Here is a 12,332-nt window from a genome sequence, read left to right as displayed (position 1 = left end):
GACAGCCGCGTACGACAGCCGCGTACGACAGGACCCGGTCTCATATGAGGCCAGGCGCGGGCCCCTGGTCAAGAGGCCGACACGACACGACGCGGTGCGGGACGGGGACGTGACGCGGTGTGCGGGGCGCTCAGGAGGACGCCGGTGCCTCCACGGACGGCGACGCGGCCATTCGGGCGGACAGCGCGACGTTGAAGCGGGTGAGCAGCGTGCAGAACGCCTCGCGCTCCTCGGGTGCCCAGTCCTCGGTCAGCTCGGCCATCAGCTGACGCCTCGAGGACCGTACTTCCTCCAGGCGGGAGAGCCCGCGCGGGGACAGCTGGAGCACCACGGCACGTCCGTCCTCCGGGTGCGAGGTGCGCTTGACGAGCCCGGTGTCGACGAGCGGGGCCACCTGACGGGTGACCGTCGACGAGTCGATGCCCATGCTCGCGGCGAGTGCCTTGACGCCCATCGGCCCCTCCTTGTCGAGGCGGTTGAGCAGCAGATACGCGGCGCGGTCCATGGAGTTGCGGACCTGCCCGACCCCGCCGAGCCGGGTCTGTTCGGCACGGCGGGCGAACACCGCCACCTCGTGCTGCAGCGATTCGAGAAGACCGGTGTCACCGACGGTCGTCATGTCCATCGACATTTCAGGTGTTGTGGGCATGGCCGGGGGCTCTATTCATGCGTGGGGCAGGGTTGGGGGACAGAGTACGCGGACGGGAGGCGGGCCGTACCGGCGCTGCGGAAACCAGTCTCGGACCTTGGTCACGGCCGGTGTGGCGCCGCGTGAACTGCGAGACTGGTGGTCATGAGCTACCGCACGGCTGACTCCTTGCCGCAGGTGACCCTCGACGATGTGCGCGGCGCCCAGAAGATGCTCACCGGTGTGGCGCGGGTGACCGCCATGGAGGGCAGCAGGCACCTGTCCGGGCTGGTGGGCGCGCCGGTCCACTTCAAGTGCGAGAACCTCCAGCGGACGGGTTCGTTCAAGCTGCGCGGCGCGTACGTGCGTATCGCCGGGCTGCTTCCGGAGGAGCGGGCCGCGGGCGTGGTCGCCGCGAGTGCCGGCAACCACGCGCAGGGCGTCGCCCTGGCCTCCTCGCTGCTCGGCGTGCGCTCCACGGTGTTCATGCCTACGGGTGCCCCATTGCCGAAGATTGCCGCGACCCGGCACTACGGGGCCGACGTCCGCATGCACGGGACGGTGGTGGACGAGACGCTCGCGGCGGCGCAGCGGTACGCGGCCGAGACGGGCGCCGTCTTCATCCACCCCTTCGACCACCCGGACATCATCGCCGGGCAGGGCACCGTCGGCCTGGAGATCCTGGAGCAGTGCCCCGAGGTGCGCACGATCGTCGTCGGTATCGGCGGCGGTGGTCTGGCCGCGGGCATCGCGGTCGCCGTGAAGGCGCTGCGGCCCGACGTACGGATCGTGGGGGTGCAGGCGGCAGGTGCGGCCGCGTATCCGCCCTCGCTCGCGGCCGGGCGCCCGGTGTCGGTCGAGAACCCGGCCACGATGGCCGACGGAATCAAGGTCGGGCGGCCCGGCGACGTACCGTTCCGGATCATCGGCGACCTGGTCGACGAGGTCCGTACGGTCTCTGAGAACGCCCTGTCCAGCGCGCTGCTGCTCTGCCTGGAGCGGGCCAAGCTGGTCGTCGAGCCGGCCGGCGCGAGCCCCGTCGCGGCGCTCTTGAGCGAGCCGGAGGCCTTCGAGGGGCCGGTCGTGGCGGTGCTGTCCGGCGGCAATGTGGACCCGTTGCTGATGCAGCGCATCCTGCGGCACGGCATGGCCGCGGGCGGCCGCTATCTCGCGGTCACGCTTCGGCTGACGGATCGGCCCGGCGCCCTGGCGACACTTCTCGGGGTGTTGTCAGTGGTGGACGCTAACGTCCTCGATGTGAGCCACGTACGGACCGACCCACGGCTCGGGCTCACGGAGGTGGAGGTCGAGCTGCATCTGGAGACGAAGGGGCCGGAGCACTGTGCCGAGGTGAACTCGGCGCTGCGGCAGGCGGGTTACACGATCATCGACTGAGGCCAGGACCCTTGTTGTCCAGGGCAGAAAAACCTGTTGAGGAACGCGATACATCGCGTTATGGTGTGTGTCTCATCGCAGAATTGCCCGCTGGTCCGCATTGGCTCGTGCTGGTCCACCGGGCTGTGTAAACCGGCAAAACTAGCTTCTTTCCGTAGGATCCCCAACCGATTTTGGGAGAACTCACATGCCAGGCGCCATCTACGCCGAAGGCCTGGTGAAGACCTTCGGCGACGTAAGGGCTCTGGACGGCGTCGATCTCGATGTCCCGGAGGGCACGGTCCTCGGCCTGCTCGGGCCGAACGGCGCGGGTAAGACCACCGCCGTCCGCTGCCTGACGACGCTGCTCCGGCCCGACCGCGGCAAGGCGATCGTCGCGGGCGTCGACGTGCTCAAGCATCCCAACGAAGTGCGGCGCTCGATCGGCCTGTCCGGCCAGTTCGCCGCGGTCGACGAATACCTGACGGGCCGCGAGAACCTCCACATGGTCGGCCAGCTCTACCAGATGAGGGCGAAGCAGGCGAAGGTCCGCGCGGTCGAGCTGCTCGAGCAGTTCAACCTCACCGACGCCGCCGACCGCCCCGCGAAGACGTACTCCGGCGGTATGCGCCGCCGGCTCGACCTCGCGGCGGCGCTCGTCGTCTCGCCGCCGGTCATGTTCATGGACGAGCCGACGACCGGCCTCGACCCGCGCAACCGCCAGCAGCTGTGGGAGGTCATCAAACAGCTGGTCTCGGGCGGTACGACGCTGCTGCTGACCACCCAGTACCTCGAAGAGGCCGACCACCTCGCGCACGACATCTGCGTCATCGACCACGGCAAGGTCATCGCCCGCGGCACCTCCGACCAGCTCAAGGCCCGCACCGGCGGCGAGCGCGTCGAGGTCGTCGTCCACGAGCGCGAGCACATAGAGACGGCGTCGGAGGTGTTGCGCGGCTTCGGCAAGGGCGAGACCACGGTCGAGCAGCACACCCGCAAGCTCACCGTGCCCGTCACCGGCGGCGCGAAGCTCCTCGCGGAGGTCATCCGTGAGCTGGACACCCGCGGCATCGAGATCGACGACATCGGCCTGCGCCGCCCCACCCTCGACGACGTCTTCCTCTCGCTGACGGGACACCACGCGGAGGCAGAGGACGAGGCGAACGGCGTGGTCGAGGACGCCAAGGGCCCCAAGCGCAAGAAGGAGGACACCAAGTGAGCGCCGTCACCGATGCCGTGCCGACCGTGGCCCCGGGGGGCTTCCTCGGCCAGTCCGTCCGGGACTCCCTGGTCGTCGCCAAGCGGAACCTGATCAGGATGTCCAGGATTCCCGAAATGGTCATCTTCGGGCTTATCCAGCCCATCATGTTCGTGGTGCTGTTCTCGTACGTGTTCGGCGGCTCCATGAACATCGGGGGCAGCACCGAATCCAGTACGTACCGGGAATTCCTGATGGCCGGCATCTTCGCGCAGACCGTCACCTTCGCCACCGCGGGCGCCGGAGCGGGCATCGCGGACGACATGCACAAGGGACTCATCGACCGCTTCCGCTCCCTGCCGATGGCACGCGGCGCGGTCCTGACCGGTCGGACGCTCGCCGACCTGGTGCAGACGGCGCTCACGCTGCTCGTGCTGGCCGTCGTCGCCCTGCTGGTCGGCTGGCGTACGCACACCAGCGTGGGCGAGGTGCTCGGAGCCTTCGGGCTGCTGCTCCTGGCCGGGTACGCGTTCACCTGGATCGGTGCGCTGATCGGCCTGTCCGTGCGCACGCCCGAGGCGGCGACCTCCGGCGGACTGATCTGGCTGTTCCCGGTCACGTTCGTCTCGAACGCGTTCGTGGACTCCAGCCGGATGACGCCCTGGCTGCAGCATGTCGCCGACTGGAACCCCTTCAGCGCCACGGTCCAGGCCTGCCGCGAGCTCTTCGGCAACCCGGGGGTCTCGCCGTCGGACGCCTGGCCCATGCAGCACCCGGTCTGGGCCTCGCTGATCTACTCGGTCCTGATCATCGTCATATTCCGGACGCTGGCAGTGCGGAAGTACCGCTCGGCGACGGCCTGAGGCACGGCGAAGCCCCCGGCGCATGGGCACCGGGGGCTCACCAGGGACGACGCGCCGGACGGAACTACGCGGCGTACGGCTTGGCCTCCAGGATCTTCACCGAGGCGAGCTTGCCGTTCGGCAGCTCGTACTGGGCGTCCTCGCCGATCTTCTTGCCGTTCACGCCGGAGCCCAGGGGGGACTGCGGCGAATACGTCTCGACGTCCGAGCTCGCGTACTCGCGCGAGGCGAGCAGGAACGTGAGCGTGTCGTCCTCGTCGCCGTCGAAGGCGATGGTCACGACCATGCCGGGCGCCACCGCACCGTCGGCCGCCGGGGCCTCGCCCACCTTGGCGTTCTCCAGGAGCTGGGTCAGCTGGCGCACACGGAGCTCCTGCTTGCCCTGCTCCTCCTTGGCCGCGTGGTACCCGCCGTTCTCGCGCAGGTCGCCCTCCTCGCGCGCTGCCGCGATCTTGGCGGCGATCTCCGTGCGCGCAGGACCAGACAGGTACTCCAGCTCGGCCTTGAGCTGGTTGTACGCCTCCTGGGTCAGCCAGGTGACGTTCTCGCTGGTCTGGGTCACAGGTGCTCCTCGTAGGTACTGGGAATACAAAGCATCGCCCTACCCAGAAGAATGTTCTTTCACGGGTGGGCGAAACCACGAGCCTAACAATTCAGTGGCCGAAGGGGGAGGACATAAGCCATCAGAATTACGTCAATGCAGGTCAGCGGCGAGTTGTCGAGGGTGATACCGGTCAGTGTCGGGCGTGGACGCGACCCGTGGCGGCGTCCGGGGCCCGTCCCGCGCTCAGTCCGCGTGGCAGCCGAGGAGCTCCGCGGTCGTGCCGCGGGCCGTCGTGCGGAGCGTGACCACCTTGTCGATACGCGAGGAGTCCTGGTCGAAGCGGAAGTCCGCGCGGCCCACCTCGGCGCCGCTCTCGGCCTGTGAGCGGACCGTGCAGTAGCCCGTCGCGCCCGCGTCCTTGCGGACTTCCAGGTGCACCTGCACCGCGGTGTCCGAGAGGTCGTAGGAGATGATCTCGGCGCTGATCTTGTTGCCGCCGACGTAGTAGTAGGCGAAATAGCCGATCAGCGCGAGCAGGGCCGTACCCAGCACGGCACCGGCGATCTTGAGTTTGCGGTCGGCGCGCTCGTCCGCGGAGCGGCCGTACCGGCCCTCGGGCAGTTGCACCGTACTCATGATCGTCCCTTCCGGGGCGGGTGTTCGGGGCCGGGACCCGGAATTTTTCGCCCGCCGATTCGGTCACTATAGAAGCGCCGATCGCGCCGTTTCACACAGGGGCGCCGACTGACGAGGATTTGAGTCTTGACTGACCAGCTGCGACTGATGGCCGTCCACGCCCACCCCGACGACGAGTCGTCGAAGGGCGCGGCCACCATGGCGAAGTACGTGTCCGAGGGGGTGGACGTGCTGGTGGTGACCTGCACGGGCGGGGAGCGCGGCTCCATCCTCAATCCGAAGCTTCAGGGGGACAAGTACGTCGAGGAGCACATCCACGAGGTACGCAAGAAGGAGATGGACGAGGCCCGCGAGATCCTCGGGGTCAAGCAGGAGTGGCTCGGTTTCGTGGACTCGGGGCTGCCCGAGGGCGACCCGCTGCCGCCGCTTCCCGAGGGCTGCTTCGCCCTGGAGGACGTCGACAAGGCGGCCGGCGAGCTGGTCCGCAAGATCCGCTCCTTCCGTCCGCAGGTGATCACCACCTACGACGAGAACGGCGGGTATCCGCACCCGGACCACATCATGACCCACAAGATCTCGATGGTGGCGTTCGAGGGCGCGGGGGACACCGAGAAGTACCCGGAGTCGGAGTACGGCCCGGCCTTCCAGCCGCAGAAGCTCTACTACAACCAGGGCTTCAACCGCCCGCGCACCGAGGCACTGCACAAGGCCCTGCTGTCGCGCGGCATGGAGTCGCCGTACGGGGACTGGCTGAAGCGCTGGGACGAGTTCCAGCGCACCGAACGCACGCTGACGACACACGTCCCGTGCGCCGATTTCTACGAGATCCGTGACAAGGCCCTCATCGCCCACGCCACGCAGATCGACCCCGACGGCGGCTGGTTCACGGTCCCCATGGAGATCCAGAAGGAGGTCTGGCCCACGGAGGAGTACGAGCTGGCGAAGTCGCTCGTCGATACGTCCCTCCCCGAGGACGACCTCTTCGCGGGCATCCGCGACAATGCCTGACATGAGCGCAAGCCTGGCACTGACGCACCTCGTCCCTCTCGCCAAGGAGGTCGACGAGAACAAGGTCACCCCCGGTGTCCTCGGCTTCATCGTCTTCGCGGTGATGGCCCTGGCGGTGTGGGGGCTGATGAAGAGCATGAACCGGCACATGGGCAAGGTCGACTTCAAGGAGGACCCCGACCCGAAGGCGGCCGCCTCCGACAAGGCGACCGGCTCGGCCGGTTCCGGCGGGAAGACTTCGCCCGCGAAGGGCTGACGTCCGGGTTCGGTGACGCCTGTCGGGTGTCACCGAACCAGATTCCGCCCGTGAATCAGAACCCTGGCCCAAGCGGCCTTGGCGAAGTCGACTGCGGTTCGGCAATGCCCCGAAGGGGCGCGGGGCTGTGACATTTGCGGCTCCGCCGCGATGGGGGTCCCCCCGCTCGAGCGAAGCCGAGAGTGGGGGAGCGACCAGCCACGACAGACCCGCAGACGATCGACGGACCATCGCGGCACGTCCAGCGGAGCGCTCACGCCCGCCGAGCCGAAACCGCCACCCCCATGACCTCCCGGGCATGCCGGTTCGGCACCATGCCCAGTCGCCAGGCCTGCCAGCCGGCGTCCAGGTCGGCTCCCCGTTCCAGCAGCAGCTGGTACGCCTCGATGTAGTCGTCCAGCTTTCCGTCGCGGGCCGGATGGCCGGTGCGGGAGAGCTGGGTCAGCTCCTCCTGGGCGACGGCCGTGCCGACCTCGGTGCCGCCGGGGGAGGCGTACGGAAGCAGCGTGCAGCGCAGGAAACGGGCCCAGTCCTCGCCGCGGCGGTCGCCGTACGAGGCGAAGAGCGACGCGGCCTCGTCGCACAGGGTGAGCGCCGACTGCGTACGGGCGTTGCCGGCGTCCACCACCACCAGTTCCAGGCAGGTCCAGGCCTCGCCGTGGGCGACGCCGATCCGCTGGAAGTCGGCCCGCGCGTCCACCAGGAGCTGCCGGGCGAAGCCCGAGTTCCGCAGTGAGCCGGTCTGCGCGGCCCGCTGGTCGCGGGTCACCCGGGCCGAGTGGTGGCGGGCGCACGCCAGCCCGTACACGTCGCGGATCCGGGAGAACATCGTCCGCGACCGCTCCAGCTCACGGACCGCCTGGTCGAGGTTGCCCGTCTCCTCCAGGGCCTGGCCCAGGTAGTAGACCGTCCAGGCCTCGCCCCGCATGTCCTCGTTGTCGCGGTGGCGGGAGGCCGCCTGGCGCAGGCCGTCCACGGCGGAGGACGGGTCGCCGTCGACCAGCCGGGCCCGGGCCAGCTGGGTCAGCGCCCAGGCCTCGCCGCGGGGGTCGCGGGTGCGGCCGTACAGGTCGAGGGCCTCCCGGAGTTCGGACTCGGCGCGCGATACGTCGCCCATACGCAGGCCCAGCTGGCCGAGCTGGAAGTGGGCCCAGGCCTCGCCGTGCACGGACTCGCCCGCGCGGTGCAGGACCAGGGCCTCGGTGAGGAGGTCCAGGGCCGCGCGCAGCCTGGCCCGGTCCCGCTCGACCGCCGCCAGCGCGTGCATCGTCCAGGCGCGGTCCGCCGCGAGCTCGGGGGAGGCCTGGAGGTCCATGGCCTCCTGGAGCTTCGCCGCCGCCTCCGTGAGATTGCCCTGGTGGTGCAGCGTGATCCCGAGGGAGCAGAGTGCGCGTGCCGCGCCCGCGTCGTGGTGGGCCTCGAAGTAGAGGTCGACCACCGAGGCGAGTTGCGTACGCGCCTTGTCGAGCTCGCCGAGCTGGCGGGCCGCGATGCCCGTGCGCCACTGGACCGAGCGCACGAGCAGCCCCTGGTCGACGGCCTGGGTCAGCTCGCTGATCTCGCCCAGGCGGTAGAGGTCGCCGCGCAGCAGGCAGTAGTCGCACAGCGCGCCCAGGAGGTTGAGCACCGCCGCCTGGTTCACGCCCTCCGCGTGCCGCAGGGCCGCCGTGATGAAGCTCGACTCGTCGTCCAGCCAGCGCAGGGCCGCGTCCAGCGAGGTGAAGCCGTGCGGGCCGAACTGGTCGGCGCGCGTGGACGTCTTGCCGTCGACCAGGCGGATCACCGAGTCGGCCAGCTCGCCGTAGTTCACGATGAGCCGTTCCTGCGCGGCCGTGCGCTCGGCCGGTTCCTCCTCGTCGAGCAGGCGGGCCTGCGCGAAGGCCCGTACGAGGTCGTGCAGGCGGTAGCGGCTGCCGCGTACGTGGTCGATCAGGCCCGCGCGCGAGAGGGCCTCCAGGTGACGGGTCGCCTCCGGCTCGTCCGTCGCGAGCAGGGCGGCCGCCGCGGCCGCCCCGAGCGAGGCGCGGCCCGCAAGAGCGAGCCGGCGCAGCAGCCGGCGGGCCGTGTCCGACTGGTCGGTGTAGCGCAGCCACAGCACCCGTTCGACCGGCTCGACCGGGCCGTACGCCGCCAGGTCGACGGCCAGCTGGCGGTGCGTACGCGGGCCGAGGGACGAGCCCGCGATGCGCAGCGCGAGAGGCAGGCCGCCGCACAACTCCCGTACCTCGTCGCAGGATTCGGCGTCGTACGGGCCCGAGGCGTCCTGCGCCGCCGCCTTCAGGAGCTCCTCGGCGCCCGGTGCGGTCAGCGGCTCGACCGGGAGCTGGTGCACCCAGGCGGGGAGGTCGGCGGGCAGGTCGAGGGGTTTGCGGGCGGTGACCACGACCAGGCTGTCGGAGCGCTCGGGCACGAGGGTCCGTACCTGCTCCACATCGCTCGCGTCGTCCAGGACGATCGTCACCGGGAGGCCGGTCAGATGCTGGTGGTAGAGCTCGGCGAGCCGCCTGACCTGCTGATCCGGCGAGGAGCGCTCGCGGAAGAGGAGCTGCTCGCGGGGTGCGCCCAGCCGGTTGAGCAGGTGCAGCAGCGCGTCGCGGGTGTTCAGCGGCGACTCCTCGGGGCTGTCGCCGCGCAGGTCCACGACGCACGCGCCACGGAACTGGTCCTTCAGCTCGTGTGCCGCGTGGATGGCGAGCGTGCTGCGGCCGGAGCCCGGCGCGCCGTGCAGGACAACCACCGTCGGCTTGGTCTCCGTGCTCGCGCGGGCCGCGTGCACCCACTGCGCGATCCGCAGCACCTCCTGCCGGCGGCCCGCGAACGGACCCATCGGCTCAGGGAGTTGACCGAAGGACTGCTCCAGGACACTTCGCCTGCGGGCCGCCGCGCTCTTGTCCGTACGCCGCAGCTGGGGCGCCCCCTTCTTCGCGCCGGTGGACGCGCTGAGTACGCGCTGCTGGTCGAAGAACGGGCGGATGCCGCGGACCTCCAGGGCGGTCAGCCACGCCAGGCGCAGCTGCTCCGGGCCGCCGGGCTGGCCCAGGGCTCCCGCCCGGCGGCTCGCGGCCGGCAGATGCGAGGCCGTCACCTTCGCCACCGTGGTCGCGGCGCCCGCGACGCCGACGACCGCGCCGGCGCCCACCGCCGTGCCCGCGCCGGTGCCGAGCGCCAGGTCCGCGACACAGGCCGCGACGGCGGCAACGGCCGCCACCAGCAGAGGAGTTCCGGCACCCTCACGGGCGTACCGCTGCCCCCAGGTCAGTCGGCCCGCCTCCGCCTCGTCCAGGGCCTTGGTGTACGCCTCGTACTCCTCGGCGGCCGTCTGTGCCATGGCGTCGAGGGCGGCCCGCGCCCGTGAAAGCAGTACGCTCCCGTCGGCCCGCCCGCCTGAGCGCCGGACCTCTTCCTCCACGGCCCGGGCCAACAGCCGTTCGGCCTCCGCCCGATGGCTGTCCCGCATATCGCGTCCCCCTCCGCCGGCAACGGCTTTCTTGGTCAAGTGTCCTGCGGATGAGCGGGGAAGGCGAGAGAAACTCTGGCATGTCCACGCTCAACCGGAATGGGTCGGACCCATCACCTACCCCCGGCACGCACCAGTGATCCGCACCGCCTCCCCGGTACTGCGGCAGGATGGATCCCATGCCGAACCGACTGGCCCATGAGACCTCCCCCTACCTCCTCCAGCACGCCGACAACCCCGTCGACTGGTGGCCCTGGTCGACCGAGGCCTTCGAGGAGGCGCGCAAGAGCAACAAACCGGTCCTGCTGAGCGTCGGCTACAGCAGCTGCCACTGGTGTCACGTCATGGCGCACGAGTCCTTCGAGGACCAGGAGACCGCCGACTACCTCAACGCGCACTACGTGAGCGTCAAGGTCGACCGGGAGGAGCGGCCCGACGTCGACGCCGTCTACATGGAGGCCGTGCAGGCGGCGACCGGGCAGGGCGGCTGGCCCATGACCGTCTTCCTCACGCCCGACGCCGAACCCTTCTACTTCGGCACCTACTTCCCGCCCGCGCCCCGGCACGGGAGCCCCTCGTTCCGGCAGGTCCTCGAGGGCGTGCACAGCGCGTGGACCGACCGGCGGGACGAGGTTGCCGAGGTCGCCGGGAAGATCGTGCGGGACCTCGCGGGCCGGGAGATCGGTTTCGGCGCCACGCAGGCGCCCGGCGAGGAGGAGCTCGCACAGGCGCTGCTCGGGCTCACCCGGGACTACGACTCCACGCACGGCGGCTTCGGCGGGGCGCCCAAGTTCCCGCCGTCCATGGTCGTCGAGTTCCTGCTGCGGCATCACGCCCGCACCGGGGGCGAGGGCGCGCTGCAGATGGCCGCCGACACCTGCGAGCGGATGGCCCGCGGCGGCATCTACGACCAGCTCGGCGGCGGCTTCGCCCGCTACTCCGTCGACCGCGAGTGGGTCGTGCCCCACTTCGAGAAGATGCTGTACGACAACGCCCTGCTGTGCCGGGTGTACGCGCACCTGTGGCGGACCACGGGCTCCGACCTCGCCCGCCGCGTCGCTCTGGAGACCGCCGACTTCATGGTCCGCGAACTCCGCACGAACGAGGGCGGGTTCGCCTCGGCGCTCGACGCCGACAGCGACGACGGAACGGGCAGGCACGTCGAGGGCGCGTACTACGTCTGGACGCCCGAGCAGCTCCGGGAGGTCCTCGGCGAGCAGGATGCCGAACTCGCCGCCCACCACTTCGGAGTGACCGAGGAAGGCACCTTCGAGGAGGGCGCCTCCGTCCTCCAGCTCCCGCAGCGGGAAGGCGTGTTCGACGCCGCCAAAATCGCCTCCATCCGTGCGCGGCTCCTAGACGCGCGCGACCGCCGTCCCGCCCCCGGCCGCGACGACAAGATCGTCGCCGCCTGGAACGGTCTCGCCGTCGCCGCCCTGGCCGAGACCGGCGCGTACTTCGACCGCCCCGACCTGGTCGACGCCGCGCTCGCCGCCGCCGACCTCCTCGTACGCCTCCACCTGGACGAGCACGCCCGCCTCGCCCGTACCAGCAAGGACGGCAAAGTGGGCGCCAACGCGGGCGTGTTGGAGGACTACGCCGACGTGGCGGAAGGCTTCCTCGCGCTCGCCTCGGTGACCGGCGAGGGTGTCTGGCTGGAATTCGCCGGGTTCCTGCTCGACCACGTCCTCGTGCAGTTCACCGACGAGGAGTCAGGAACGCTGTACGACACGGCAGCCGACGCCGAGAAGCTCATCCGCCGCCCGCAGGACCCGACCGACAACGCCACGCCCTCCGGCTGGAGCGCGGCCGCCGGCGCCCTGCTGTCGTACGCGGCCCAGACCGGCGCCGAGCCCCACCGCACCGCCGCGGAACGGGCGTTGGGCGTCGTCAAGGCACTGGCCCCGCGCGCCCCGCGCTTCATCGGCTGGGGCCTTGCCACCGCGGAGGCCCTGCTCGACGGGCCGCGCGAGGTGGCCGTCGTGGGACCGGCCGACGACCCGGCGACGAAGGAACTCCACCGCATCGCCCTCCTCGCCACCGCACCCGGCGCGGTCGTCGCCGCGGGCGCGCCCGGCAGCGACGAACTCCCCCTGCTCGCCGACCGACCACTCGTGAGCGGTGAACCGACCGCGTATGTCTGCCGTAATTTCACATGTGACGCTCCGACGACCGATGTCGACCGTCTCCGGGCGGCGCTGGGGCGCTGAGCAGCAGAAACACCTGCACTATGGGGCTTAATGTGTGCACGTGTTCGGATACGTCCCACAAGTCGACCGACCATTCCGAAACACTCTATTTATCAGAACAGCTCCCAGACTTCACACTTTCCCCTTATTCTCTCCATCGGACGCGACAGGAGTGACTC

Annotated in this window: 10 protein-coding genes; 6 read left to right on the top strand and 4 right to left on the bottom strand. The window is 70.3% G+C overall.

Features of this window, described 5'->3' with window-relative positions; translation table 11 throughout:
• Nucleotides 1-130: 130 nt before the first annotated feature.
• A complete protein-coding gene (locus tag GAS53_RS22155) occupies nt 131-631 on the bottom strand; it encodes a MarR family winged helix-turn-helix transcriptional regulator (RefSeq protein WP_192583232.1) in 501 nt (166 codons plus the stop codon).
• A 162-nt stretch (nt 632-793) separates the two neighbouring features.
• Between GAS53_RS22155 and ilvA the strand changes: the two genes are divergently transcribed.
• The 3 genes from ilvA (at nt 794) to GAS53_RS22140 (ending at nt 4,063) form a co-directional block, all read left to right on the top strand.
• Complete coding sequence (gene ilvA / locus GAS53_RS22150) at nt 794-2,023, top strand: threonine ammonia-lyase (protein ID WP_151479406.1); 1,230 nt, start codon at nt 794-796, stop codon at nt 2,021-2,023.
• A 187-nt stretch (nt 2,024-2,210) separates the two neighbouring features.
• Complete coding sequence (locus tag GAS53_RS22145) at nt 2,211-3,221, top strand: ATP-binding cassette domain-containing protein (RefSeq protein ID WP_151479405.1); 1,011 nt, start codon at nt 2,211-2,213, stop codon at nt 3,219-3,221.
• Nucleotides 3,218-4,063, top strand: coding sequence for an ABC transporter permease (locus GAS53_RS22140; RefSeq protein WP_151479404.1), 846 nt, complete (start codon nt 3,218-3,220; stop codon nt 4,061-4,063). The genes GAS53_RS22145 and GAS53_RS22140 overlap by 4 nt, the downstream gene beginning before the upstream one ends.
• 64 nt (nt 4,064-4,127) lie before the next feature.
• Here the strand turns inward: GAS53_RS22140 and greA are convergent, their stop codons facing one another.
• Complete coding sequence (gene greA / locus GAS53_RS22135) at nt 4,128-4,625, bottom strand: transcription elongation factor GreA (protein ID WP_151479403.1); 498 nt, start codon at nt 4,623-4,625, stop codon at nt 4,128-4,130.
• Between the two features lie 225 nt (nt 4,626-4,850).
• Nucleotides 4,851-5,243, bottom strand: coding sequence for a DUF4307 domain-containing protein (locus GAS53_RS22130; RefSeq protein WP_151479402.1), 393 nt, complete (start codon nt 5,241-5,243; stop codon nt 4,851-4,853).
• A gap of 147 nt (nt 5,244-5,390) precedes the next feature.
• On the opposite strand from GAS53_RS22130, the gene mca reads away from it, so the two are divergent.
• Both mca and GAS53_RS22120 read left to right on the top strand, forming a co-directional pair.
• Nucleotides 5,391-6,251, top strand: coding sequence for a mycothiol conjugate amidase Mca (gene mca / locus GAS53_RS22125; RefSeq protein ID WP_192583231.1), 861 nt, complete (start codon nt 5,391-5,393; stop codon nt 6,249-6,251).
• Nucleotides 6,244-6,507, top strand: a complete 264-nt coding sequence (locus tag GAS53_RS22120; RefSeq protein WP_192583224.1) for a hypothetical protein — start codon at nt 6,244-6,246, stop codon at nt 6,505-6,507. Before mca ends, GAS53_RS22120 begins: the two co-directional genes overlap by 8 nt.
• A gap of 253 nt (nt 6,508-6,760) precedes the next feature.
• Here the strand turns inward: GAS53_RS22120 and GAS53_RS22115 are convergent, their stop codons facing one another.
• Nucleotides 6,761-9,964 carry an AAA family ATPase gene (locus tag GAS53_RS22115; protein ID WP_151479399.1) on the bottom strand — a complete coding sequence of 1,068 codons (3,204 nt, stop codon included), beginning with the start codon at nt 9,962-9,964 and terminating at the stop codon, nt 6,761-6,763.
• Between the two features lie 179 nt (nt 9,965-10,143).
• Here GAS53_RS22115 and GAS53_RS22110 point away from each other — a divergent pair, with 179 nt between their 5' ends.
• Nucleotides 10,144-12,174, top strand: a complete 2,031-nt coding sequence (locus GAS53_RS22110; protein WP_151479398.1) for a thioredoxin domain-containing protein — start codon at nt 10,144-10,146, stop codon at nt 12,172-12,174.
• The last annotated feature ends 158 nt before the right edge of the window (nt 12,175-12,332 follow it).

Source organism: Streptomyces albicerus, assembly GCF_008905045.1.
Taxonomy (GTDB): Bacteria; Actinomycetota; Actinomycetes; order Streptomycetales; family Streptomycetaceae; genus Streptomyces; species Streptomyces albicerus.
Note: the sequence above shows the minus strand (reverse complement) of the source record. Positions and strands in the feature narration are given on the sequence as shown.